This window comes from Pseudomonas sp. TE3644, from assembly GCF_056278815.1.
Map to the genome: position 1 here is coordinate 4,683,624 of NZ_JBWBQF010000001.1, position 24,929 is coordinate 4,708,552.

General features: G+C 55.5%; 26 protein-coding genes. 14 read left to right on the top strand and 12 right to left on the bottom strand.

Translation table 11 applies throughout. The features are described 5' to 3' along the window. Nucleotides 1-150 precede the first annotated feature (150 nt). Nucleotides 151-852 carry an orotidine-5'-phosphate decarboxylase gene (gene pyrF, locus ACZ9GA_RS20685; RefSeq protein ID WP_457360984.1) on the bottom strand — a complete coding sequence of 234 codons (702 nt, stop codon included), beginning with the start codon at nucleotides 850-852 and terminating at the stop codon, nucleotides 151-153. Between the two features lie 394 nt (nucleotides 853-1,246). Between pyrF and eat the strand changes: the two genes are divergently transcribed. After that, a complete protein-coding gene (gene eat, locus ACZ9GA_RS20690) occupies nucleotides 1,247-2,611 on the top strand; it encodes an ethanolamine permease (protein WP_457360983.1) in 1,365 nt (454 codons plus the stop codon). A gap of 109 nt (nucleotides 2,612-2,720) precedes the next feature. Beyond that, nucleotides 2,721-2,888: a DUF2897 family protein gene (locus ACZ9GA_RS20695; protein ID WP_081719091.1), complete on the top strand. Its 168-nt coding sequence runs from the start codon at nucleotides 2,721-2,723 to the stop codon at nucleotides 2,886-2,888. A 99-nt stretch (nucleotides 2,889-2,987) separates the two neighbouring features. Here ACZ9GA_RS20695 and ACZ9GA_RS20700 read toward each other — a convergent pair whose 3' ends face one another. The 3 genes from ACZ9GA_RS20700 to ACZ9GA_RS20710 form a co-directional block, all read right to left on the bottom strand. After that, on the bottom strand, nucleotides 2,988-3,452 hold the full coding sequence (locus ACZ9GA_RS20700; RefSeq protein WP_457360982.1) for a DUF2442 domain-containing protein: 465 nt from the start codon (nucleotides 3,450-3,452) through the stop codon (nucleotides 2,988-2,990). Beyond that, nucleotides 3,449-3,700 (bottom strand): hypothetical protein, encoded by a 252-nt coding sequence (locus ACZ9GA_RS20705; protein WP_457360981.1) that lies wholly within the window; start codon nucleotides 3,698-3,700, stop codon nucleotides 3,449-3,451. The genes ACZ9GA_RS20700 and ACZ9GA_RS20705 overlap by 4 nt, the downstream gene beginning before the upstream one ends. Before the next feature lie 510 nt (nucleotides 3,701-4,210). After that, nucleotides 4,211-4,495 carry a hypothetical protein gene (locus ACZ9GA_RS20710; RefSeq protein ID WP_457360980.1) on the bottom strand — a complete coding sequence of 95 codons (285 nt, stop codon included), beginning with the start codon at nucleotides 4,493-4,495 and terminating at the stop codon, nucleotides 4,211-4,213. Between the two features lie 340 nt (nucleotides 4,496-4,835). On the opposite strand from ACZ9GA_RS20710, the gene ACZ9GA_RS20715 reads away from it, so the two are divergent. Then, on the top strand, nucleotides 4,836-5,405 hold the full coding sequence (locus tag ACZ9GA_RS20715) for a TetR/AcrR family transcriptional regulator (protein ID WP_457360979.1): 570 nt from the start codon (nucleotides 4,836-4,838) through the stop codon (nucleotides 5,403-5,405). Nucleotides 5,406-5,683: 278 nt separating this feature from the next. Here the strand turns inward: ACZ9GA_RS20715 and fabF are convergent, their stop codons facing one another. The 4 genes from fabF to ACZ9GA_RS20735 form a co-directional block, all read right to left on the bottom strand. Next, nucleotides 5,684-6,955, bottom strand: a complete 1,272-nt coding sequence (fabF, locus tag ACZ9GA_RS20720; RefSeq protein WP_457360978.1) for a beta-ketoacyl-ACP synthase II — start codon at nucleotides 6,953-6,955, stop codon at nucleotides 5,684-5,686. 250 nt (nucleotides 6,956-7,205) lie between these two features. After that, on the bottom strand, nucleotides 7,206-8,210 hold the full coding sequence (locus ACZ9GA_RS20725; RefSeq protein WP_457360977.1) for a polysaccharide pyruvyl transferase family protein: 1,005 nt from the start codon (nucleotides 8,208-8,210) through the stop codon (nucleotides 7,206-7,208). A 61-nt stretch (nucleotides 8,211-8,271) separates the two neighbouring features. Then, complete coding sequence (locus ACZ9GA_RS20730) at nucleotides 8,272-9,006, bottom strand: glycosyltransferase family 32 protein (RefSeq protein ID WP_457360976.1); 735 nt, start codon at nucleotides 9,004-9,006, stop codon at nucleotides 8,272-8,274. A gap of 21 nt (nucleotides 9,007-9,027) precedes the next feature. Then, on the bottom strand, nucleotides 9,028-10,287 hold the full coding sequence (locus ACZ9GA_RS20735; protein ID WP_457360975.1) for a capsule biosynthesis protein: 1,260 nt from the start codon (nucleotides 10,285-10,287) through the stop codon (nucleotides 9,028-9,030). 728 nt (nucleotides 10,288-11,015) lie between these two features. Between ACZ9GA_RS20735 and ACZ9GA_RS20740 the strand changes: the two genes are divergently transcribed. Continuing rightward, a complete protein-coding gene (locus tag ACZ9GA_RS20740; RefSeq protein ID WP_457360974.1) occupies nucleotides 11,016-11,210 on the top strand; it encodes a hypothetical protein in 195 nt (64 codons plus the stop codon). Between the two features lie 21 nt (nucleotides 11,211-11,231). Continuing rightward, complete coding sequence (locus tag ACZ9GA_RS20745; RefSeq protein ID WP_457363681.1) at nucleotides 11,232-11,336, top strand: YceK/YidQ family lipoprotein; 105 nt, start codon at nucleotides 11,232-11,234, stop codon at nucleotides 11,334-11,336. A gap of 41 nt (nucleotides 11,337-11,377) precedes the next feature. On the opposite strand, the gene ACZ9GA_RS20750 is transcribed toward ACZ9GA_RS20745, so the two are convergent. From ACZ9GA_RS20750 to ACZ9GA_RS20760, 3 genes are all read right to left on the bottom strand, one after another. Continuing rightward, nucleotides 11,378-12,295 (bottom strand): GDP-mannose 4,6-dehydratase, encoded by a 918-nt coding sequence (locus ACZ9GA_RS20750; protein ID WP_457360973.1) that lies wholly within the window; start codon nucleotides 12,293-12,295, stop codon nucleotides 11,378-11,380. After that, nucleotides 12,295-13,326, bottom strand: coding sequence for a GDP-mannose 4,6-dehydratase (gene gmd, locus ACZ9GA_RS20755; RefSeq protein WP_457360972.1), 1,032 nt, complete (start codon nucleotides 13,324-13,326; stop codon nucleotides 12,295-12,297). Before gmd ends, ACZ9GA_RS20750 begins: the two co-directional genes overlap by 1 nt. 181 nt (nucleotides 13,327-13,507) lie before the next feature. Then, nucleotides 13,508-13,822 (bottom strand): ComEA family DNA-binding protein, encoded by a 315-nt coding sequence (locus tag ACZ9GA_RS20760; protein WP_457360971.1) that lies wholly within the window; start codon nucleotides 13,820-13,822, stop codon nucleotides 13,508-13,510. 461 nt (nucleotides 13,823-14,283) lie between these two features. Here ACZ9GA_RS20760 and ACZ9GA_RS20765 point away from each other — a divergent pair, with 461 nt between their 5' ends. The 9 genes from ACZ9GA_RS20765 (at nucleotide 14,284) to rffA (ending at nucleotide 22,844) form a co-directional block, all read left to right on the top strand. Further along, a complete protein-coding gene (locus tag ACZ9GA_RS20765) occupies nucleotides 14,284-16,422 on the top strand; it encodes a hypothetical protein (RefSeq protein ID WP_476226698.1) in 2,139 nt (712 codons plus the stop codon). A 145-nt stretch (nucleotides 16,423-16,567) separates the two neighbouring features. Then, the gene (locus tag ACZ9GA_RS20770) at nucleotides 16,568-17,266 is read left to right on the top strand and encodes a WbqC family protein (RefSeq protein WP_457360969.1); all 699 of its coding nucleotides are present in this window, start codon (nucleotides 16,568-16,570) and stop codon (nucleotides 17,264-17,266) included. Further along, nucleotides 17,263-18,204, top strand: coding sequence for a glycosyltransferase family 2 protein (locus tag ACZ9GA_RS20775; protein WP_457360968.1), 942 nt, complete (start codon nucleotides 17,263-17,265; stop codon nucleotides 18,202-18,204). The genes ACZ9GA_RS20770 and ACZ9GA_RS20775 overlap by 4 nt, the downstream gene beginning before the upstream one ends. Next, nucleotides 18,201-19,016, top strand: coding sequence for a phytanoyl-CoA dioxygenase family protein (locus ACZ9GA_RS20780; RefSeq protein WP_457360967.1), 816 nt, complete (start codon nucleotides 18,201-18,203; stop codon nucleotides 19,014-19,016). Before ACZ9GA_RS20775 ends, ACZ9GA_RS20780 begins: the two co-directional genes overlap by 4 nt. Before the next feature lie 41 nt (nucleotides 19,017-19,057). After that, nucleotides 19,058-19,684 carry a class I SAM-dependent methyltransferase gene (locus tag ACZ9GA_RS20785; protein ID WP_457360966.1) on the top strand — a complete coding sequence of 209 codons (627 nt, stop codon included), beginning with the start codon at nucleotides 19,058-19,060 and terminating at the stop codon, nucleotides 19,682-19,684. After that, nucleotides 19,684-20,349 carry an acetyltransferase gene (locus ACZ9GA_RS20790; RefSeq protein ID WP_457360965.1) on the top strand — a complete coding sequence of 222 codons (666 nt, stop codon included), beginning with the start codon at nucleotides 19,684-19,686 and terminating at the stop codon, nucleotides 20,347-20,349. The genes ACZ9GA_RS20785 and ACZ9GA_RS20790 overlap by 1 nt, the downstream gene beginning before the upstream one ends. Next, nucleotides 20,349-21,269 carry a glycoside hydrolase family protein gene (locus ACZ9GA_RS20795; protein ID WP_457360964.1) on the top strand — a complete coding sequence of 307 codons (921 nt, stop codon included), beginning with the start codon at nucleotides 20,349-20,351 and terminating at the stop codon, nucleotides 21,267-21,269. The genes ACZ9GA_RS20790 and ACZ9GA_RS20795 overlap by 1 nt, the downstream gene beginning before the upstream one ends. Next, nucleotides 21,269-21,643, top strand: a complete 375-nt coding sequence (locus tag ACZ9GA_RS20800) for an EamA family transporter (RefSeq protein WP_457360963.1) — start codon at nucleotides 21,269-21,271, stop codon at nucleotides 21,641-21,643. The genes ACZ9GA_RS20795 and ACZ9GA_RS20800 overlap by 1 nt, the downstream gene beginning before the upstream one ends. Nucleotides 21,644-21,692: 49 nt before the next feature. Beyond that, nucleotides 21,693-22,844, top strand: a complete 1,152-nt coding sequence (gene rffA, locus ACZ9GA_RS20805) for a dTDP-4-amino-4,6-dideoxygalactose transaminase (protein ID WP_457360962.1) — start codon at nucleotides 21,693-21,695, stop codon at nucleotides 22,842-22,844. A 109-nt stretch (nucleotides 22,845-22,953) separates the two neighbouring features. Here rffA and ACZ9GA_RS20810 read toward each other — a convergent pair whose 3' ends face one another. Beyond that, a complete protein-coding gene (locus ACZ9GA_RS20810) occupies nucleotides 22,954-24,894 on the bottom strand; it encodes an acyltransferase family protein (protein ID WP_457360961.1) in 1,941 nt (646 codons plus the stop codon). Nucleotides 24,895-24,929: the final 35 nt, after the last annotated feature.

Below are 24,929 nucleotides of genomic sequence, written 5' to 3' on the forward strand. Positions count from 1 at the left end.
CATGGGTGTCAGATAGGCAAAGCGCACCGCCTTTGTTTTTACGGCGATGTTTCTGCGTTGCATCCAAGGGCGGAATGCTTTGCATCCCTGACACCACTGCCGCGACCGGTGTAGGACCGGGCTCTGCCCGGGAACCAAACACCACACATCTCACCCCTGCAACTGCGCCACCACATCAGCCAGCGCCTGCGCCGGATCCTTCGCCTGGCTGATCGGACGGCCGATCACCAGGTAATCGGAACCGGCATCCAGCGCCTGGCGCGGGGTCAGGATGCGACGCTGGTCGTCCTGGGCGCTGCCCGCCGGGCGAATACCCGGGGTTACCAGTTGCAGCGACGGGTGCGCAGCTTTCAGCGCCTGGGCTTCCAGGGCCGAGCACACCAGGCCATCCATGCCGGCCTTGGCGGCCAAGCCGGCCAGGCGCAGCACCTGCTCTTGCGGGTCGATGTCCAGGCCGATGCCGGCCAGGTCTTCACGCTCCATGCTGGTCAGCACGGTCACGCCGATCAGCAGCGGCTTGGCGCCGGTGCGCTGGTCCAGCACTTCGCGGCAGGCCGACATCATGCGCAGGCCGCCGGAGCAGTGCACGTTGACCATCCACACGCCCATCTCGGCCGCCGCCTTCACCGCCATGGCGGTGGTGTTGGGGATGTCGTGGAATTTCAGGTCCAGGAACACTTCGAAACCCTTGTCGTTCAGGGTTTCGACGATGCCCGAGGCACTGCTGGTGAACAGTTCCTTGCCCACTTTAACGCGGCACAGTTTAGGGTCCAGCTGGTCAGCCAGTTTCAGGGCGGCGTCGCGGGTAGGGAAATCCAGGGCGACAATGATGGGAGTCTGGCAAGCGGACATGGGCGGGCTCTCAGGGGCAAGTCGAAATCGGCGCGTATTGTAGCGGATTTTGCCTTCGGTGGCGCCTGTTTCCCGGGCAGAGCCCGGTCCTACACCGTTCGCGGCAGTTGTGTCAGATAGGCAAAGCGCACCGCCTCTGTTTTTACGACGATGCTCCTGCGTTGCATCCAAGGGCGGTGTGCTTTGCATCCCTGACACAACTGCCGCGAACGGTGTAGGACCGGGCTCTGCCCGGGAACACGCCCTACAAGACGCCCCAAAAACGGGCACTCCCAACCCACCCAGCATCCCACCAACGACCCCATTCCCCCCTTTACGACCTCTTTCACCCAACTGGCACGCCCACTGCACACACTTCCTGCACGAACGTTCCAATCCACACAAGGAATCCGTCATGACTACGCAACTCAAGCCCACCTTGGGCACGCTGCACCTGTGGGGCATCGCGGTTGGGCTGGTGATTTCCGGGGAGTATTTTGGCTGGAGCTACGGCTGGGGCGTGGCGGGTACCTTGGGTTTTCTGGTGACCTCATTGATGGTCGCTACCCTGTACACCTGCTTCATCTTCAGTTTCACCGAACTGACCACCGCCATCCCCCACGCCGGCGGGCCGTTCGCCTACAGCCGTCGCGCCTTCGGTGAAGCCGGCGGGCTGATCGCCGGGCTGGCGACGCTGATCGAATTCGTCTTCGCGCCACCGGCGATTGCCCTGGCCATCGGCGCCTACCTCAACGTGCAATGGCCGGCCCTGGACCCGCGCCACGCAGCACTGGGCGCCTACATCGTGTTCATGGTGCTGAATATCCTGGGCGTGCAACTGGCCGCCACCTTCGAACTGGTGGTGTGCGTGCTGGCAGTGATCGAACTGCTGGTGTTCATGGGTGTGGTGGCGCCGGGCTTCAGCGTCAGCAACTTCGTGGCCAACGGCTGGGCCGGGGACAGCACCTTCAGCCTGGGCGCCGTGAGTGGCATGTTCGCCGCCATCCCGTTCGCGATCTGGTTTTTCCTGGCCATCGAAGGCGCCGCCATGGCCGCCGAAGAAGCCAAAGACCCCAAGCGCACCATTCCCAAGGCTTACATCAGCGGCATCCTCACCCTGGTGCTGCTGGCCATCGGCGTGATGTTCTTCGCCGGCGGCGTGGGTGACTGGCGCGCGCTGGCCAACATCAACGACCCACTGCCCCAAGCCATGAAAACCGTGGTGGGCGCTGGCAGCGGCTGGCTGCACATGCTGGTGTGGATCGGCCTGTTCGGCCTGGTGGCCAGCTTCCACGGCATCATCCTGGGCTACTCGCGCCAGTGCTTCGCCCTGGCCCGCGCCGGTTATCTGCCCAAGGGGCTGGCCAAGCTGTCGCGCTTTCAAACCCCGCACCGCGCCATCATCGCCGGCGGCGTGGTGGGCATCGCCGCCATCTACAGCGACGGCCTGGTCAACCTGGGCGGCATGAGCCTGACCGCCGCGATGATCACCATGGCCGTATTCGGCGCCATCGTGATGTACATCATGAGCATGCTCAGCCTGTTCAAACTGCGCCGCAGCGAACCCAACCTGCCCCGCAGCTTCCGCGCCCCCGGCTACCCCATCGTGCCGGGCATCGCCCTGGTGCTGGCGATGGTGTGCCTGGTGGCCATGGCCTGGTTCAACGCGCTGATCGGGCTGATCTTCCTGGCGTTCATGGCGGTGGGCTTCGTGTACTTCCTGCTCACCGGCGCCGCCCGCGCCAGCGCACCGGCAGACGCCATGCTCACGGGGCTGTAGGCAACGCCCTATAATGGAACCACTGCCGGGCGCTTGGGCTCAAATGCAGCACAAGCACGTCTTTCGCCGCCAGCCGGGCGGCGAGCTCGGTGCTCAAGGAGAAGTGGTCATGCCCTGGTACGCCTGGTTGATATTGGTGGTGGCGATCGGCTCGATCGTCGGCGGCCTGATGATGCTGCGCGACAGCGCCAGCAAGGTGGAGTTGACCGACGAGCAGCGGCGCAAGGTGGCGCAGCGCAATGCCGAGGCGGATGCCAAGGATGCGCAGAATCGCTGAAGTTGTGCTCCTGTAGCCGCTGCCGCAGGCTGCGCTGGCCCTGCGCCCCACTTTAGATGTTCAGGGTTCACACCGACCAGCGCAGCCTGGCGGCAGCGGCTACGGGATTCGTGGCTCAGTGGTGGCCGACTTTCGGGGCCGGCCACCTTTTTGACCATTCGCCCTTGATGCGTCAGCCTTGGCTGGCGTGCTTCGACTACCATTCTGGGCCGCTACCAATGATACGGCCATGTCCATTAACGGCTGACTCGCCGCAACCATACCTGCGATGGAAACATGTAAGTCTCGCGCCTCGAGGCACAGCGCATTACCCGCATACCCAATTTCCAACCGGCGCAACTCGCCCCTCGTGAGCGACGCCAATTCGGGATACTTATCGACAGGCAACATCACCGCGCTGTCATCGGCAAAACCAATCAACAGTGAGCGAAACTCGTCGAGGAAAAGCACCTTTGTCGCGTGCATTCCAGACTGACGCCGTCTGTAACCGCGCTCCTTAGCCTTCACCAAAACGTCATCGGTTATAGGCTGATCAAATCGGTCACTTGCTTTGATTGTTGTCATAACTCAATCTCCAGAAGCTCGGCCTGCCCCGCCAACTGCAGAATCGTTCTACGGCGTTGCCCATCGTAGCGTGAGGCAGTAATTCCGTGGGCGCGAGGGCGCTTGTAACCTGGGGCCACAACCTCTTGCTGATCAAGATCCCACTGCTGGTTTTCCAGGCAGAGCGACTGCCGGCTCAGCCACCAACACTCCCGCGCGCGATGAAGATTTTCATCTTTGCGAAGCTCCAGTCGCAAAGCTTCCAGCATTGCACGCTGCGGTTCATTTCGTGAAGGGGTAACGTCCCATAAGCGAACACCGTTATGCCAGAAGCTAAAAAGTAGCCGCGCCTCCCACCGATCAGTCCCTGCATGCACATGTGGCGGGCAGTGTTCGTTTCGGGTCAGGACAGAAATCACAATTCCATTGCATTTACATATTTGCATACAAACCTATCCGTTAGGTTTATTGGCATCATACGCCTTGTGTTCAAACGCGCAAACAATGACGATATACGGCCTCATCAAGTTTGATGATCATCCCGCCATGCCCTAGGCGTGGTATCAGGTAGCGAGCGCCCCCAACGGCGGCGGGCCCGGTGCTGAAGGTGGCTGCGGCTTGTTCATCGCACCGAATCCTATATGGCGCAACAACGCGCAACCCTGTGGGACCGGGCGAAGCTCGGGAAGCGATCGACGCGGTACTTCGAGTGCTCCCTTCCCGAGCTTCGCCCGGTCCCACAGGGTGGGGGCCAGCTTTTTACATCGTCTGCCAGCTCATCAGGGCTGTTGAGCCAACCGCCGCTCAATCACCTGATTCACATCACACCCCTCCTGCATCAACGCATGCGCCTGGGCGGCCATCGCGCTCAAATCACGATCATCTACCTCCCCCGGGCGCATGTGGGCAAGGCTGTCCAGAAACTGGGTGGCCTGGCGGAAACGCAGGTCGGCGAAGGCGTGCAGGTCTTTGAGCGGGGCTTTGCTGTCGATCAGAACGACGGGGAGCTGGGTGTTGGTGCTGCTGAGGGGGATGTAGCGGGAAGATGGGGTTTTGTAGTCCATTGAGTGAATCTCCTAACAGTGGTTTTTACCACCTCAACCTCGCTACCAAACGAAATCAAGGTGGCAGCTGTGCGCAGGTTGGTAGACCGAGACGTTAGGAATCCGGCGCACTCGAGAGTGCCCTGCGCACAGCCACCATAAATCGCAGGCGAAAAAAACCGCCTGTAACCAGGTGACGCTCAGCGCCTAACATCTTCGAGCTACCAAACTCGGTCGTCCATCCGAACGACCCGCGCACTATAGTGCCCCCTTTCCCCCTCAACAACCCCGGCACCCGGCACGTATCATTACAATCTGTTAAAATGATACCCACCATCCAACCGCAAAAGGCCGTCCGCCCGTGCGCTACTCCGCCGACCACAAAGCCCAGACCCACGACCGCATCGTCAAGGAAGCCGCCGCCCGCTTCCGCCGTGACGGCATTGCCGCCACTGGTCTGCAGCCGTTGATGAAAGCATTGGGCCTGACCCACGGCGGGTTCTACGCGCACTTCAAGTCCAAGGATGATCTGGTGGAAACCGCGCTGCTGGCGGCTACCGAGGAATTGACCGAGGTGTGCGAAAAGGCGTTTGCCAACCCGCTGCCGCTGCACAGTTTCATCGACACCTACCTGAGCCCCGCCCACCGCGACAGCCCGGAGCGCGGCTGCCCGCTGCCCACCATGGCGGCGGAACTGGGCCAGCGCGGCCAGCCCAGTGCGATTACCGACCAAGGTGTGGAGGACCGCCTGGCGCGCCTGACCGCGGCGCTGCATAACGCCCCCGACGCGGATGAACAGAGCGTGGTCATGCTTTCTACCCTGGTGGGCGCGCTGCTGCTGTCGCGCAGTGTCCAGGACCCGCAACTGTCGCTGCGCATCCTCGACACCGCGCGCAAGGCGCTGAAGCAGCAGGCTGACGCCGTCCTGTAAAAGCAACTGTCTTCATGTGGGAGCGGGCTCTGCCCGCGAAGAGGACGCCGTGGTGGTTCAGATACTTCGCGGTGTTCTTTTCGCGGGTAGAACCCGCTCCCACAGGTGCGCGGTGGTGTCAGGATAAATAGCGATGCCCGCATCGCGACCAAGGTCGGCTCCTACGCTGTCCGTGGTAGGAGCCGGCCTTGGCCGCGATGCAGACGCCGCCGTTGTGTAGCAGCTGCCGAAGGCTGCGTCATAGACGCCGCGGTGGGCCAGCCAGTGCGCCGGCGCCCTCACCCCCAGCGCTTGAACAGCACGCTGGCATTCACGCCGCCAAAGCCAAAGCCATTGGACAGCGCATACTCCATGGCCATCGGCCGCGCCTGGCCACTGACGATATCCAGCCCCTCGGCCGCCTCGTCCGGATGCTCAAGGTTCAAGGTGGCGGGCGCGATCTGATCGCGCAGCGCCAGCACCGTAAAGATCGCCTCCAGCCCACCTGCCGCGCCCAGCAAGTGCCCGGTGGCCGACTTGGTGGAGGTAATGGCCGGCCCGCTGCCGGCCCCGAATACCGACCGAATCGCCGCCAGTTCACCCTTGTCACCCACCGGCGTCGAAGTGGCGTGGGCATTCAAATGCTGCACCTGGGCCGGCGTGATGCCCGCCTGCGCCAGCGCCTGCGTCATGGCCCGCCGCGCCCCACTGCCATCCTCCGGCCCGGCCGTAAGGTGGTAGGCATCGGCGCTGGTGCCATACCCCACCAATTCCGCCAACGGCGTAGCACCCCGCGCCAAGGCGTGCTCCAGCGTCTCGATCACCAGCACCCCAGCGCCCTCGCCCATCACAAAACCATCGCGATCACGATCAAACGGCCGTGACGCCTTGCTGGGCGTGGCATTGAAGCCACTGGACAACGCCCGCGCCGCCGCAAAGCCGCCCAGGCTCACCCGATCAATCGCCGCCTCGGCGCCGCCGCACACCGCAATGTCCGCCTCACCGGCACGGATCATCCGCGCGGCGTCACCAATGGCCTGCACCCCTGCGGCGCAGGCCGTGACCGGCGCACCCAGCGGCCCCTTGAAACCATGCTGGATGGACACGTGCCCCGCCGCCAGGTTGACCAGAAACGCCGGGATGGTAAACGGCGACAGCTTGCGCGGCCCGCGGCTGTCGGTGGTGCGTACCGCGTCGACGATGGTGCCGAAGCCGCCGATGCCGGAACCGATCACCGTGGCGGTGCGTTCGCGGGCGTGCTCGTCGGTGGGGGCCCAACCGGCCTGTGCCAGCGCCTGCCGGGCAGCGGCGAGGGCGAACTGGATGAAGCGGTCCATTTTCTTTTGCTCTTTGGGTGGCGCGGCCAGGTCGGGGTCGAAGCCGGCCTGCGGGTCTTGCTCGATGCCCTGCACTACGCCACCGACGCGGGCGGGCAGATCGGCCACGACCACTTCGGGCAACTCGCGCAGGCCCGACTGACCGGCCAAAAGGCGCTGCCATACAGCCGTGACACCCGTACCCAACGGCGACACCACGCCCATGCCGGTTACCACAATTCTATGGTTGCTCATGACTCACCTTTCTCCAAATCGCGCATAACATTACGAGTGCAATCTAACACATGGAATTACGGTCATCATACTAAATCACGAATGGGCGCAGCATCAGTTCCACCGCATAACGTCGGGCAAGGCCCTAAGAATGATTTGTCACCGGGTTCGTCGCATCAGGCCCCGCATACCCGAACGAGACTCGCCAACCTTAAAAACATGCCCACCCCCACTGCCACCCGCCCCCGGACGCGGGGGGCGGCTATTGGCGTCACGCGACCTTGGCACTAGGCACAGAAGTGGGCGCATAGTTCTCCAGAAACGCCAGTGGGTCGCCCGACAGCCTTGCCCCCCTCTCGAAGCCCAGATCAGTTCGCAACTGCGCCAATCGCAGGTACAACTGATCGACACGCGCGTTCAACACCTGCTCATTGCTCAACTGACCGGGTAATAGGGAGAGTGACGCCAGCCGCGCCGCCAATTGCCGCTTAGACTGTTGAATGGACAATGAGGGCGGAGTGATCTTTCTCCACTTCTGCCGCCCCACACCCAGGCGCCCCAAGCCGACTTTGATGTTCTTCGAAGCGTGGTACCAGAATTGTCGGTCCGCACCGAAGAAGGTGCGGTCGTAGAAACCTCCCAGCGGCCTGATCTCGGGGGTCAAGTCGAACATTCCGGCCCAGTCGCCCCACTTCTGAGGGTTGAACTGACCACCGAAGCTGAAACCCGTCCAAGGCACCCGCGCGATATCCGCCAGGATAGCGCCATGCATAGCCTCGGTAATCACCAAACGGGCCTGTGTCAGCGCCTTCATAAACTCGGCAGGTGGCGTGAGTGGCGACAAAAACTGCAGACCTGCCCGCTCACACACCGCCTGCCAATCCAAGTAGCGCAGGGAGCGATGATGCGGTACTACCACCACGCTCGACCGCGCCTCGCGATACTGCGCCCAATCCAGCGTCGCCATCAAATACGCGGCGTCAGCCACGGCCCGGTCGGCCGGCAGGCTCAACGCAGCCGCAGTACCCATTCCTCGCACACTGTAAAAATGCCAGCGCTCATCAATGACAGGAGGTTTACCGTACCCGGCGCCCGTGCCCATCACGCAAATTTTGCGAACACCCTCAAGCCGTCGACAAAACTCGGCATTGAGCAACGTGCCAATCCCAAGCAAAGCAGTACCCTCGCTGTGGATATCACCTGTCAGTGCAGACCAGATCCAGGCATTCAGATCGTCCCCGACATTGTCACTACCTTCGGCGAATACTACTTTCATCGGTATTGGTTACCCAGTCATCTTTATAGGTGTAGAGAGGTGTTTCGAGGTAAAGCGCGGCTCATCGACCAAGCTTGATCGCAACCTGATAGCGGTAAAGCTGCAGCTGATGCCCAATTAAGCCCGGGCATTTGCGTAGAAAGCGCCATGTCTTGCTCAGCAAACTTTTACGACCACGCTTGCGCCAGCTGCCGGCGTACAGATGGCGCGCAATGGCCACAGTATCCTTCTCGGCAATACCGTGCGGATCCGCAAAAACGCCAGCAGGCAAGGTATGGTCACGATCGCGGAACTCTTCCCAGTTCTCACCGGTAAAGCCCTTCTCCATCAACAACCGGCTGACCTCGTTCACATTCACGAGCTCCGACATGCGCGATTCTTCAAACGTTTCACGGTCGTAATACTCAAGCATGCACTGGGGCAGCCAATGTCCGGGATTGGCGCCGATCACCGACGTACCGTAACGGGTCTCCCACTCCAGGCCAATGAAGAACACGCCGTTCATCAAGGTGCCAAAGGAGCCCAGCATCTCCACATCGGTGTCCAGGTAGACACCGCCTTCACGGCTAAGAACCAACATGCGCACGTAGTCCGCCACGAACGCGTAGCGGCCTGCCTCATAGGCAGCCTTGGTGAACGGGTGGCTGGATACATCAAAGTTCGATTCGTCCCAGCGGACAATCTCATAATCCGGTAGCCGGTAGGCCCAGGACGCCATGCAACGACGGGCAACCAGCGGCAGCGGCTTGCCACCGAACCAGCAATAATGAATTTTCTTATCCAAAAGTTTTTTCACTCATCAGCACAAAGACGCAAATCAAAAGTTCCCGCGCAGTGCTTGCGAGTCAACTTCCTTTCCTTGCCAAATCCGGTCGATTACCGACACTGTCGAATCCAACCCCTCAACGCCACCTACCAGGTGGTAATCAGCAAATGCTTTCGACTGCTCAACAGCCTTGCAGTAGTTATTACGTACCCATTCAAGGCGAGTTTCGAGCTTGTCCTGAGTATCAATCAGGCCGCCAAAGAAGCGCGCCTGCTCCAGCACGTCATGGTCGCCACTGGCATTGACATACATCACCGGACGCTGCGCGAGACTGGCCTCCAGCGCTGCGTTGGACATGATATTGATAACAACCGACGCCCCTTGCAGTGCGTCAGCCAGGTTCAAATCCGGCGCCGTAACCGTCAAATTGGCCAGCTGCTTGCCGGCCTCCAACCAAAATCCGACTTTGCTGCGGTAATGCGGCTTGAAGCTCACCGGTACTTGGGGATTGGCAGCAATCCAGGCCTTGAGCAATTCGTAAGTCTTGAGATAGCCATCGCGCTTCTCCTTGTCCGGCCCCACGCCCAGGATCAACACCGTGCCTGCATCGGCGACCGACGGCGGCATCACATAGCTGTGATCGACCAAGTGGGAACCGGAGAGCACAACCTCGGCCTCGCCAAACAGCAAAGGCCGCGTTCGCAGCTTCGATAACGAGCTCTCGCCAAACAGCAGATAAAAGTCGTAATCAATCATGCCCAGGCGTCGCGAGCTTTCCAGCGTGGTTGCGTGAGCCAGATGCACCAGACGCTTGTCCTGGGCATTCATCGACAACCGTAGAAACGGACTGACGAGGCTTCCGTTGCGATCCCCCAGAATCAAGCGTGGGTTGCTGTTGCGCGACAACCATTCGGCGTATCCGGCATGGGCGTAGTAACGCAGCGGTACCTTCTGCGGCGGACGACAGATCAGACGTTCGCGTACCGCTTGCCCCAAGGGTGCAATAGCCACTTCCACCACCTCATGACCGCGGTTGACCAGTGAATCGATCAGCCCCTTTTTGCGCCCCATGGCCAGTACTTTGGGCGTGCCATGAAGCATCACGATGGATTGCGATGCAGACTCGAGCGTTGCGTGCGCCCCGAGACGAGCCAGCACGCCGAGGTAGACATCCCAGGCATACTCCCTGGCCGCGCGCAGCAAGCAACCCAAAAAGCTGTGGTTGGCTCGAAGAACCTTCCAGCGGTAGCGATCCAGAGCCTTGGCTTTGGCTCGCCATGCCTGGTCATTTTCTACGATGGACGTGCTCATTCCTCAGCCTCAAGACTTATCAAAAATTGAAAAGCAGATAAAAAACCGATACAACCAAGAAAAGTTGATTAACCCCCTGGTTCGGTCATTGTTTAGTTGGCGTTACACTCCCCTAACCGCAACCCCAAGTGAAATGCGGGCGCGGCCATTAACCCGCGAAACGGATCGGAAGATTTAAGCAACAACCTTTATATAAGTACCGCCTATCCATTCCTTTTAAAACGCGTATGAACATCCAAGTAATCGTCGACGGCTGCGCTGCTGAGGCGATCACCATCTGCTGTGAGGCGGCTGCCCCCATGCAGGGAACGAAAAGCGATGGCGTTTCGTGGACTCACCATCATATGAAGGCGCTGATCACCAACGAGGACCAATGCGCCATGCTCAAACGGAAAAGCCCGCCAATATAGCGACCAGCCTCCCCCTATCGTCTGAAGACCGGTGATTCGGTTCAAACCTGACGTTTGATGAACACAAGCTGAACAGATGGTGGCATTTTACAATTTTTCACAATTGAATGGGAACCCTGAAGATTGGCAGATGTCCTGTGCGGCTTTTTCCGGGCTGGTCATGCGAGTCGGCGCCCAGAGCGGCGGGGCGCAGTTTGGCGCTTAGAACCGAGTCAATGGCGGGGTATGACGCAGTGGTGGGAGACTAGTGAAAGCGATGCCAGGGACGCAGGGGCACCGCATTGGTACCCGATCCGGCACGATTACAGGAAGTTCCTCATGCAGCTATTCTTTGTGACTTGTGCCGCTGGAATGCTGAATGGATGCGGCGGCATCATTACCGTACTGCGGCATGACAGCGTCACCACTGACTACCTGAGCAAAAGCAAATCCAACTGCGGCGCCGGGTCCAGGGTGTACATCGGGGTGATGTTCGATTTCTGCGTGCTGAGCGCGCAGCCTGCGGACGAATAGAACTACAGCACCTCTTCGCCGATTGTCACTATGCTGGACATGGCTTTGTCTGGGGTTGTGGATACCGTGGGGCGGCCGTATACGCTGGTTAAGCAGCATAGGGACGGGTGCATGGAAGTGAATTGAGTATCCCAGGCGTGACCACTGCCGCAGGCTGCGCTGCATGCTCAGCGATCAGTCGCTGGACGTTGCCCCTCCGCAAGCATCCAATGAAGCGTCTCCGCCAAGGGCGGGGTTTTCCAAGTAGGCAACAGTGTTAACAACTTTGCATTATTGCCACGCAACTCACGCACTTCATTCGCCCGGATTAGGTCCGGATTAACCTCGACGTGCGGCAGGTACCCCGTCGCGGCACTACAAATTCCGATGATTTCGCGCAGCGAATGCATGCGCCCTGAACAAACATTAACCGTCTGCCCTAGAGGCCGAGCCTCCAGCAATCCCCGGTATGCCTGCACAACCGCCCTGACGTCACTAAAGTCACGCCAAACGTCAAGGTTGCCCAACTCGATGCGCGGCGCACGCTGGAGGAAGTGCGCAACAATTTTAGCCAGCAGAAATGCGGGCGCCTGCCCCACCCCGGTGTAGTTAAAGGGACGCGCAATCACAATCGGTAGCCGTGGCTGCCACAGCTTGGCCATGTATTCCATCGCCAGTTTGCTCACCGCGTAATCGTTGGCCGGCGCCGGGGGCGTTTGTTCATCCATGACAGCACAGGGTGCATTGCCATACACATTGGCGCTGCTGGCAATGAGGATGCGATCCGGGATCTTCCCACAGCAGGCAATGGCCTCAAGCAGGTGCCGCGTGCCGATGACATTCACCTGATAAAACGCATCAACCGCAGCATCCCCCACGAAAGCACGCGCCGCCAAGTGCACAACGATATCCGGCTGAAGCAGGGCAAGCAGCCGCTTCAGCCCTTCACCGTCGCCCAAATCCACCTGATGGTAATTGGCGTCCGCCTTCGGTGCGCTTGAACCCGTACCGATCACCTCATAGCCCGCCGCCCGCAATTCGGCCGCCATGTAGCGCCCAGTGAAACCATGAATGCCGGTGATCAATGCGCGACGGGGCAGGCTCATCAGTGAACGCCCCCAGCCTGATGGCGGCGCAGATCTGCTGCCACCATCATCTGGCACAGTGCTTCCAACGAAGTGTTGGCCTGCCAGCCCAGTACTTCTCGTGCCTTGGCTGGATTGCCAACCAGTAAATCTACCTCGGCCGGACGATGGAATTTTGGATTGATAGCCACCACCACCTTGCCGGTAGCGATATCCACCCCCTGCTCGTCCTGGCCGTCACCTACCCAACGGATGGCAATGTCCACAGCCTTGAAAGCCAGGGTCACAAAATAACGCACTGTCTCTGTACGCTGAGTTGCAAGCACGAAGGTGTCCGGCTCGCTGGCCTGGAGCATGCGCCACATTCCTTCCACATATTCCTTGGCATAACCCCAGTCCCGTTGCGCGTCCAAATTGCCAAGCTCAAGCGTATCCAGCAGCCCCAACTTGATACGAACTACTGCGTCAGTGATCTTGCGCGTCACAAACTCGCGCCCGCGCAACGGTGACTCGTGATTGAACAAAATACCGCTGGCAGCGAATATCCCGTAGGACTCGCGGTAATTGATGGTCATCCAGTGCGCGTACAGCTTGGCCACGCCATAGGGGCTACGCGGGTAAAACGGCGTGGTCTCGACTTGCGGCACAGCTTGCGCCTTGCCGAACATTTCGGAGGTTGACGCCTGATAGAAACGAATCTTAGGGTTGACGATGCGGATGGCTTCCAGGAGGTTCACCACGCCCAGCCCGGTCATCTCGCCAGTGGTGATCGGTTGTTCGAAGGACACGCCGACAAAACTCATGGCCGCCAGGTTGTACACTTCCGTGGCACCGGTGGACTGAAGCAGCCGGATGCTGGCCGACAGGTCGGTGAGGTCGTATTCCACTAGATGCAGGTTGGGGTGATTCTGGATATTCAGTTCATTGATGCGCCAGAAATTTACCGAACTGGTTCGTCGAAAAGCACCGTAAACGGTGTAGCCCTTCTCCAATAGCAGTTCGGCCAAGTAAGCACCATCCTGACCTGTAATGCCGGTGACGATCGCTTTCATTCAAGACTCGGCTAGATAGGTGAGCCTGAGATGCGAGGGTGGTTCAGGCTTGAGGCCAAGCCTATGCGAGAGCAACCAGCAAGTATATAGGCACATTGCTATCCCTTGTACCACCCCGTTACCGCGCGGACCGATGTAAGCAAAAGGCCGGAAGCAGACCGGCCCCTTTCCGGGCCTCCCCCTACTCCACCGTCAACCGATCGCGATTTTTGTCCAGAAGCGACTTGCCGATGCCTTTCACTTCGAGCAACTCATCCACCGAGGTGAACGCGCCATTGGAATCGCGATGCGCCACAATCGCCTGGGCCTTGCCGGCACCAATACCGGACAGTTCGCGCTGGAGGGTATCGGCGTCGGCTTTGTTGAGGTTGGTTTTCACGCTTTGCGTGATTGCAGTTCCTTGCGGCTGTCCGACGGGCTCAGGTGCTGCAGTCGCCGCAACGGATACGGTGAGTAGGAGGGTAGCCAGCAAGGCCGAAAGGGAGAGATTTCGCATTGGTAATGCTCCATAACAACGGTAGGTAATTGATGCGGCTTTCCTGAGCCGCCTCTTCAACTTAGACGAGGATTGAGCGAGGTCCAGAACGGTTTAGTTAGGTAATGTTGCAGGGGATGGGGCCGGATTATTCGGGCGTCCAAGGCTGCAGTGAGCTCACACATCTGGACCATTGCCCAGGACTGGAGCCGGGTCAACTTCCATCTTTTGAGTGCGGTCGGGTTCTGCATTTTCATGCCCCGATAGATGTCATTGCACATCAAAGTGACGAGAAACATAGAGCTTTTCGGCATTGTCGCCGGGACGTATCATGCAAGCTACCGTCGAAAAACAGGGAACACGGAACGGCTAAAGCTTAGGTAGACTCGACTGCTTTGGCCGTTACCGAAAACCGGAATAGCACTGGTCAACGGTAAAAAACCAGTGACTGCTTGCATGGACAGCAACGTTGGACTCCGTGCATGCCCCCACAGATGAACGCGTCGGAGTATTGGGATAATATGGCTGTTGGAAAATGCAGTAGACAAATGCAGATAGTTGCATTGATAACAGCCTTGGCAGGGTTGTATGTATCATGGCAACTGGTGGGCTTACGCTTTACCAATCACGACGACATATTCTATCATCTGCACTCGTGGGTCTTTGCGAACGACTATATCGATTTTAGTCAGCACACTGCAGCCAGGCAAGCGCGTCTGCAGGCATACATCAACATGCCCATCACCCTATGGATGAATCATTTAGGTAACGCGTGGATTGCTGACGCAATTGGGATTGGCGTGTTCGGAATCATGTATGCTGGCCTGATCTGGATGCTGGCCGAAATCAGTAACGTGAAAAGCGCACTCGCCATCGCGGCATTTACGCTGTTCATGTTTCCACTTCACTATTATTTCATGATCCCCCAGGCATATTCGGTGATGGGCGTTTGGGGGCTGGCCTTCGCCTTTATAGCGACTGCTCTCCTGTCGAGCCATCTTCGAGAGCCAACGCTGACTAAACTCTGGCTATCGGCTATCCTGTTCACCACCTCCCTATGGGGACCCGAGTACAACATAATACTTCACCCGCTTCTCCTGTTGGCTGCCACGGCCTCCAGCGGTAGTCTATTTCATAAAAAAACGTTGAAAACCAGCATTCCATTTGTAGTAGGCTGGGCGCTGACAGTGGCGATTTATGGTGCTTACTCGCTCATTTACAGACAAGCAGGTGGTGACAGTTATGGGAGGGTCTCTTTCGGTTTTGATATTGTAGGTTGGATTAAAACCTACTTCACCCTGACCACGAAAGCGTTTGTCCCGCTGGCACTGTGGAATGGCGTGACCCTGACGTCAGCTAGCGCGCAAGGCGGCCCAGAAATTCCGGTAATGCTGACCTACCAGACACTCTTCCAAGCCACTCAATATACAGCCACAGCTTTCACTATATTCACAACCTTTTTTATCATTGCAGCCTCCGCGCTCTACCTGCAAAAACTAAAATCCAAAAGCATCTTGTTTTGCGCAGCGATCTGCACCGTTCTGGGCACGGTACCTTGCTTCATACTGGCCGCTTCGGCACACTATCAATACATTGTGGCCATGGGTTACCTGCAAGGGCACTTGGCCAGCTTCTATGTACAGCTAGGGCTTTCAGGGCTGACTTTCTTGGCTGCCGCGTACACTTACAACAGCATCCAGCAGCATTTAAAACTGCCTGTACTGGCAGTGATGAGCTGCACGCTTGCATTCTTCATGACAATGACACTGATCTATAATACTGTAAATCGGCAAGTTATGATGGCGAATGCACAAAAATGGGAAGCCTTCCAAAATATTGTCCACTACATCCAGTCTACGCAACCCGAATTAAAAAACGATGTATATCTTGCCCCGGGGTTCTGGACATCATCTGGTGTAAGTGCCATTCCGGATGTGAGCGTTTACACAGGCACCAACTACTGGTCTGAGTATTCAAAAAGCGTACTCAATTATCCTCTGCAATTTGTTCCGGACACACCTCCGCTTACCAAGCACGTTATCGTTGCGAACTATTTTGCGCTACCTCAAGGCACGCCAGTTGCGGTAATGAGTGAGCAACTGAACAACACCCGCTGGAAGTCCACCTTCATCTCTTCAAAGCAAGTGTCCGCGAACGTCTTCTACGACGTCGGCGTCGAGCATCAGGGATTTGATTTAACCGGCAAGTGGACGTGCGCTGATGTTTGCGTGTCAAGTTTCGAATCAGACCCTTCTTTTCACCCAGCCACCCTGATGATTACCTCGCGTGAAACAAGCGCGCGTAATTTATTGACCCAGTTTTTGTTACCCCGCCACCAACAATTTAGTCAGCCATTCATCATTAGCGCGCTGAGGATAGAAAATTTCAAGGTTGCTGCTTGGGGCCCGCAAACGGCCAAAGCGGGAGACGTCCCAAATCCACAACCAAATAACAGGGCCGGAGTGTGGATTAAATTTGACAATCAGGATCAGCTCACGGGTGTAAAGATAATGCTGGATGGCGTACCCGCCACGTCGATCAACATTCAACCTGGCCTGATGACCGCGGCTTTTCCTTCCTCTTTTGTTTATGAGCGCGGGAAAAAGGAAGCTGGAAATTAGTCAACAGGCTGGCTACTCCAGGCTAGAGGTGGGGAACATTAAAATTGAACAATAATTTGCTCCCTTCTCTAACAGCAGATACGCGCACCTGCGCCTCAGCGACAGAACAACTCTGCTACACCTGCCCAGGCTTGGAGGCCAGGCCATGAAGAAAATTGCAATCAGTCAGTCGAACTACATCCCGTGGAAAGGCTATTTCGACATGATCTCGATGGTCGATGAATTTATTCTTTATGACGACATGCAGTATACCCGGCGCGACTGGCGAAACAGAAATCAGATAAAAACGCCTCAGGGCGTACAGTGGCTGACGGTGCCTGTAAAGGTTAAAGGCAAATATGACCAGACCATTCGAGACACCGAAATTGACGGGACCAAATGGAGCCTTGACCACTGGAAGGCCCTCAATCAAAACTACCGGCGCACCCGATACTTCTATGAAATTGCGGACTGGTTGGAGCCGTTGTACTGCGAGAAGACGTACAGCCATTTATCTCAGTTAAACCGGCAACTGATTGAATCTATTTGCGCCTACCTAAAGATAAAAACAACGATTAAAAACTCTTGGGATTACGATTTTTCGGATGGCAAGTCTGAACGGCTCCTCGACATCTGCATGGCTGCGGGAGGCACTGAATATCTTTCGGGGCCAGCGGCGAAAAATTACTTGGACACGTCGTTATTCGAGAGCAACCATGTAGCCGTACAATGGATGAGCTACGAAGGGTATCCGATATACGACCAATTATGGGGAGAGTTCGCCCATGGTGTGTCAGTGCTTGACCTTCTGTTCAACTGCGGCCCAGCCTCATCCGACTTTGTGAAACGAGCAAAATCACTATGAAACTATCCGTGGTCGCAACAATGTACCAGTCATCTCAATACCTGGAAGAGTTTTGCCGTCGTGCCAAGGATGCTGCCGCGCACTACTCGGGGAACAGCTACGAAATAATTCTGGTAAACGACGGTTCCCCCGACAACAGCCTTGAGACGGCCAAAAGCATAGCGCTGCTCGACCCCCATGTCGTTGTTGTAGATCTCTCACGCAACTTTGGCCATCACAAAGCAATGATGACAGGCTTAAGTTATTCGACCGGAGATCAAGTCTTCCTCCTGGACTGCGATCTCGAAGAAGAACCTGAATGGCTTGTCAAATTTCAACAGCAGCTCGAAATCGAAAATTGCGATGTCGTTTACGGTGTACAAGGCAAGCGTAAAGGCGGACGGCTCGAACAGTTAACGGGCTCAATATTTTATCGGCTATTTCGAAAACTGACTGGCGTAAATCAATCAGACAATATCGTGACCGCGCGCTTGATGTCTCGACGCTATGTCGAGGCCTTACTTATGCACAGAGAGCGCGAACTTAATATTGGCGGTCTTTGGGTGATCACCGGATTCCAGCAGACGCCTTGCCAGATAGTTAAACACGCCACCAGTCCAACTACTTACTCTCTGAGCAAAAAATTCAGTCATTTAGTCAATGCGGTAACATCATTCAGCAGCCTCCCATTAGTGTTCACATTCTATTCAGGGCTGGCCATATCACTCACCGCCCTGTTGTATATTGTGTATTTGGTTTTCAGGTATCTCTTCATCTCCAGCCCTCCAGACGGCTACACGTCGATCATTGCATCCGTCTGGCTCTTTTCAGGCCTGATTATTTTCTTCATCGGAATACAAGGCATCTACATATCCAAAATTTTTACTGAAGTAAAAAATCGCCCTTACACAATCACTCGCGAGGTGTACCGCTCAGAGACATCAGGGGAAAAGGAATGAATAATCCTCCAATCGCCGCTTACGGGATATTGCACAAGACCTCAGTAGCTTCGGCAGTCGATGAAGTTGTTGAACAGGTCAAAAATCTTGGATATGCGATTCTCCACTCGGGATATTTAATAGACGAGATTAAATCTGCGCAGGCGACGTTTACACAGGCCAGAAAACAGTACGCTCAACGTTACGGTCTCGACGCGCTGGTCAAAATTGACGAGGCCAATACCATCAGGGCCCCCATACTGTATGGAGAGCCTTTCTTCCTGCACCTTGCACTCAACCAGAAATTACTGTCGGTTATCGAGAAACTCATCGTCGGAAAATTTATATTAAACCAGCAAAATGGCCTCATCAACCCGCCCAAACAGACCTATAATCAAGCTGCGTGGCATCGCGACCTGCCTTATCAGCACTTCACCTCATCATCACCTTTGGCCATCAACGCCCTTTACTGCGTAGACGACTTTACGTGCCAAAATGGGGCCACTTATGTATTACCCGCGAGCCACAAGTCAACGGACTTCCCATCGGATCGATATATCCATAACAATGCCATTCAAATAGAAGCTCCAGCGGGTTCTTTCATCATCATGGATTGCATGGCCTATCACGCAGGTGGCTTCAACACCACCGATGTGGAACGCCGCGCAATCAATCATGTTTTCACAATCCCCTACTTCAAACAACAGATCAACATTCCACTCAATCTGGATAGCTCCGGCCTTAGTGCAGCACAACAAGAAATTCTGGGTTTCCGGTTCGTCGAACCGCAATCAGTTGACGCGTTTTTCCAAACACGACAAAAATCTGATTAACCATACACTTAATGCCAGCGGCGACGCACTTGGAGGAACAAATGTTGGAGAAGGACACTATTATAAAGGATGTTGCATCCTACTACTCTGAAAAGCTAGCTATTCACGGGGAGACCCCCCGTGGCGTAGACTGGAATGGCGAAGAAAGCCAAAACATCAGGTTCGAGCAGCTGTCTAAAATTATAACCTGCGAGTCCGGCTTCTCCGTCAATGACCTTGGATGTGGGTATGGCGCCCTTCAGGACTACCTGGCCAAGCACTATCGCGGCTACACCTATCACGGAATCGACATCTCCGAAGATATGATTCAGGCAGCCAAGGAGCGTTACTCGACTACACCCCATACCTACTTTGTTCACGCTGCGGAGCCTCAAGAGGTAGCCGACTATGGAATTGCCAGCGGCATTTTCAATGTACGCTTAGGGGCCACTGAAGAAGAATGGTGGACCTACATCGAGAGCACGCTGAACCTGCTGAATCGCTTTAGCAGGAACGGGTTCGCCTTTAACTGCCTGACTAGTTATTCTGACACGGACAAAATGCGTGAAGGCCTGTTCTATCTTGACCCCGGGAGGGCGTTTGATTTCTGCAAAAGGACGTTTTCAAGAAACATTGCCCTGCTGCATGATTACGACCTCTACGAGTTCACTATCTTGGTGAGAAAATAATGAGGCGACCACTGGTCATATATGGGGCAGGTGATATTGCACAGGTGGCGCACTACTATTTCGAGCACGACTCTGAATATAACGTGGTCGCTTTCTGCGTTGATCAATCACATTATACCCTGCCGGAGTTCTCAGGCCTGCCCGTCGTCACATTTGAAGAGGTAGATAAAGTATACCCCGCCCGTGACCATGAAATGTTTATTGCCTTCAGTTATTCAAAACTCAACCAAGTAAGACAAGAAAAATATTTCGCAGCGAAACGAAAAGACTATAAACTGGCAAGCTACCTTAGTTCCCGCGCGACTATTCTCAACAACGATGTAATCGGGGATAACTGCTTTATTCTGGAAGACAATACGATCCAACCTTTTGTGCATATCGGAAATAATGTGACACTCTGGAGTGGCAACCACATCGGGCACCATTCGAAAATCGATGATCACTGCTTTATTGCGTCCCATGCCGTCATCTCGGGTGGCGTCGAGATTGGTGAGCGTTGTTTTATTGGTGTCAATGCAACTATTCGAGACCACGTATGTATTGGCGCTGAATGTGTCATTGGCGCAGGCACATTAATACTCTCGGACGCCGATCCATCGGGGGTCTACATCGGCTCCGCCACAGATCGCTCCAAGGTTCCAAGCCATAAGCTGAGAAAAATCTGATGCGTGTCTGGAAGAAACTTGGCTTGCTGTATAAGCCACCCGCCTTGGGAAGATCGGCTAAATTACTCACGCATACCGCCAACCCATTACCCGTCCTGATTGGCGGCAATATATATCGCATATTCTACAGCGGCCGCGATGCAGATAACCGCTCGTCGGTAGGCGCCGTCGACATTGACATCGTCACGCGCGATGTCGTCAAGGAGCATACTGAGCCGTTTTTCATTCATGGCGATGGGACGAGTTTCTACGGTGCTGGTGTTAGCATCGGGAATTGCTACGAAGTCGACGGCACGACCTATATGCTCTTTATGGGGTGGCAAAACGTCCCTGGGCATCACTGGAGAGGCGATATTGGGCGCCTGATCTTAACACCAGATCTTTCACTGTCTATCGCCCAACAAGGCCCGTTTATGACTTCGGATGTTATTGATCCAATTAGTCTTTCGTATCCGTGGGTGATGCATAACCAAGACGGGGGCTATCACATGTGGTACGGTTCGACCGATGCATGGGATGGTGGTAATGGCGAAATGATTCACGTGATTAAGTATGCGTCATCAGCCAATGGACATGACTGGACAAAGCATGGATTGTCCGTTCCCTTTACCTTGGGTATTGCACAAGCCTTTTCAAGGCCCACAGTAGTGAGGAATCCCAACGGCAGCTTGGAAATGTGGTTCTCATACCGGAGCGGATCAGGCGAGACATATCGAATTGGTCATGCCGAGAACGCCAGTGGAAATGGGAATGCGTGGGTTCGTACTCACGATGATATTGAAGTCTCCGATGAGGGATGGGACTCTCAGATGATTGAGTACCCTTACGTGTTAGATCATGATGGGAAACGCTACATGCTATATAACGGCAACGGCTACGGCGCTACAGGTTTTGGGTTGGCTGTGCAGGAGGATATTTAGTGCCACGCCTCGTTGATTATTTTTATATTTTTGCAACTATAGGATTTACCGTCTACGGACAGCTGGCACTGAAGCTCAGGATTTCCAGTCACGGTGCATTCCCAAGTGATACCGAGGGAAAACTGAAATTTCTGTTTCTGCTTTTTCTGGACCCCATCATTTTGTCAGGCTTTTTTGCCGGGTTTCTTGCTTCGCTGACATGGATGGCAGCCATGACCAAATTCGAACTGAGCCATGCCTATCCATTCATGGGTTTGAACTTTGTCGTTGTCATTTTACTTAGCAGCTGGTTACTGCTTGAACCCCTTACCTTTCAGCGCTGCCTAGGTGTTGGGCTTATTGTCATCGGAACCGTGATTGCCGCCAGAGGCTGATATAGGCTCGCCGACCTGAATAAAACTCAACATGAGCAGAGATGATAACATGCCAGATCAAAAAATCCCCTTCAACTGGCCACACATGACGGGCAAAGAGCTCTATTACATTGCCGAGTCTCACTTCAATGGCCGACTGGCTGGCGATGGCCCGTTCACAAAACAGTGTCACGGCTGGCTCGAAGAGCGCACTCAATGCGCCAAAGCATTGCTGACTCACTCCTGCACTGCCGCACTTGAAATGGCCGCACTCTTGCTTGATATCGCCCCAGGGGACGAAATCATCATGCCTTCCTATACATTCGTATCAACTGCAAACGCATTCGTGTTGCGCGGAGGTGTTCCCGTTTTTGTCGATATAAGGGAGGACACCCTGAACATTGACGAACAGTTGATTGAAGCCGCAATTACCCCGCGTACGCGCGCCATCGTGGCTGTGCATTACGCAGGCGTCGCGTGCGAAATGGATAGCATACTGGCAATTGCCCGAAAGCATGACCTAAGGGTCATTGAGGACGCAGCCCAAGGCGTCATGGCTACCTATAAGGGCCGGGCGCTCGGTAGCATCGGCGACCTTGGAACGTACAGTTTTCATGAAACAAAAAATGTCATCTCTGGAGAAGGGGGAGCATTACTCATCAATAACCCAGATTATAGCTCGCGCGCTGAGATCATTAGAGAAAAAGGGACTGACCGCAGTCAGTTTTTTCGAGGGGAAATTGACAAATATACTTGGCAAGATGTTGGCTCTTCCTTCCTGCCGGGTGAGTTGACCGCTGCGTTTCTTTGGGCTCAATTGGAGGATGCAGACAAAATCACTCAGTCACGGCTCGCCAGCTGGGGCTTTTACCATCAAGCGCTTGAGTCTCTTGAGGCTGGAGGGCTACTCAAGCGCCCCACTATTCCTAGGGGCTGCATCCATAACGCGCATATGTACTACATACTATTGTCAGCTTCGGTTGACCGGCAAGTAGTGCTGTCAGCTTTCAAACACGCTAACATAAATTCGGTGTTTCACTATGTTCCCCTGCACTCCTCACCCGCGGGTCGTCGGTTTGGCCGTACCCATGGGGAGTTGAGAGTTACCGACCAACAATCGGAACGCCTGATTCGATTGCCATTATGGACTGGACTAACTCACGAACAGCAACAACGGGTGATTGATATTCTCGAGCGTTCGTTGCGTAGCAACGCAATGTGACGATGCACCATTGCCCCGTGGCTAATTCTGCAAACGAACTTCGATTGTCAAGCCCGCATCGCGGGCTTCGTCGTTTGCCTGCCTGGGTCCGGCCCTCCTTCTTGCAGGACTAATCAAACACCTTGTCCTGCACCAGCTTGTCGGCGAGGTATTTAGAACCTGAAATGCTGAGGTGATTGTCATCCCTGTAAAGAATTGATTGCCCATCGGTCATTCTGCAGACGATTGCATCGCAAAAATATTTCCGTACCGAAACGAACTTCACCTTCCCATTAGCGGCAACGGCAGCTTGCAGCGGCTGCATATAGAACATGCTTGGACCTTTACCGCTGGCCACGCTGTACGAGCATTCAGGATTACTGGATGCAAAGCGACGACCATATTTGCATTTCTGAGGATCAAAAACAAAGGTCGGTATGTCATCAAACACATACACTTTTTTATTTGAGCGATTAAACACGTCAAAGGTTGCCGTCAGTCGCGCAGTCAAATCTTCCATGTTGTGGGTTATTTTAGTGCCCCAGATGGCAGCCACCACAACCGTTTTTATATCTTTATCCGCAGCCACATACTGAAACACGCCTTCGAAGCCTTTCCAGTCGAGCACAGGAAGTTCATGCTGAAGGAATGACGCCACGTTAAGGCTCTGGAATTGCTCAGCCACCCCTGGGAGCAGTTGTTCGGCGTGACTATCCCCAAGAAGAAGCATATCTATTGGTCCAGATGGTTTGGATTGAAAGCATCGATATCCATACCTATTATCCTTGGATGCCATTTTCTTTAACGTTTGGTCGGAACACTGATAGAAGTTCTTGCCAAGATAAGCCAGGTAGGGTTCATTCCCTAATGTACCTGGGTAAAGCTCTACCGGATTGGCACCGGATCTAGATCCAAACCCATTGTTCAGGAAAATGGTAGCGGCTCCGGCCGCAATGAGCACTAGGGCGCTGCAAAGGCCTTTTACTACGGTCGCCTTGGCGACCTTGTTCTGGCGGACTGGGCGTTCAATGTATCGGTATGTAGCCCACGCCAATGCAACCGCTACCGCAACTAACACGGCACGGTTGGCAGCCGGCGGAGTTGCGCTATCCAGAATTCGAGGAAACGCGAGCAGCGGCCAATGCCACAGGTAAAGGGGATAGCTGATGAGGCCGAGGCCTACCAACACTCTGTTGGACAGTAGCGTGCGATTGACCATCCCGTAGGGGCCTGCCCCCATAAGCAACGCGGCCCCGCACACAGGCAGCAACGCAAGCGCTCCAGGAAACGCATCCTCGCTGGTGATCGTCACCAGACCTAAAGCTATCAGGGCGACACCTGCGCACGACATGGTGTTGGACGTTACGGTTGACGGACGCCAGCGACTCCCAGAGCAGGCAACCCACGCACCGACCAGCAATTCCCAAAACCGAGTCAGGGGCGAATAGAAATCTGCCGTCGGATTCTGTGTTGATTGGTATAAATTCACGCCTAATGACAACGCGATGATTATGCCAATCGCTGTCATCAAACTCACCTTCAGACGCACACGCCAAAGCGCAGCGAGCAATAGCGGCCATACCAGGTAGAACTGCTCTTCAACCCCCAGACTCCACAAGTGAAGTAGCGGCTTGGTATCAGAGGCAACGTCGAAGTAACTGGCCTCGCTCCACAGAAGCAGGTTGGACACAAAACCTGCGCCGGCAAGTGCATGCTTTGCCAGAGACGTATATTCATCACTCAGCAGGGCCAGCCACCCGAACACGAGACAGGCGGTCAAGACCGCTACGAGTGCCGGAAAAATCCTGGCGATTCGCCTTGAGTAGAACCTTCCGATCGAGAAGTCGCTGACGCTCAACTCTCGGATCAAAATAGAGGATATAAGGAACCCTGAGATAACAAAAAATATGTCTACCCCAATGAATCCGCCTCGCAAGGCAGATGGGAAGGCATGGAATAATACGACGGTACCCACGGCTATTGCACGGAGCCCGTCTATATCGTGTCGGTATTTGACCGGCGAGAGTGTTGCTGCCGTCGATGTCTCTTGCGCAAGTTTTAGTGACGTCATTGTTCGAAAAATCTCCACTGCTCAGCTTCACTGCA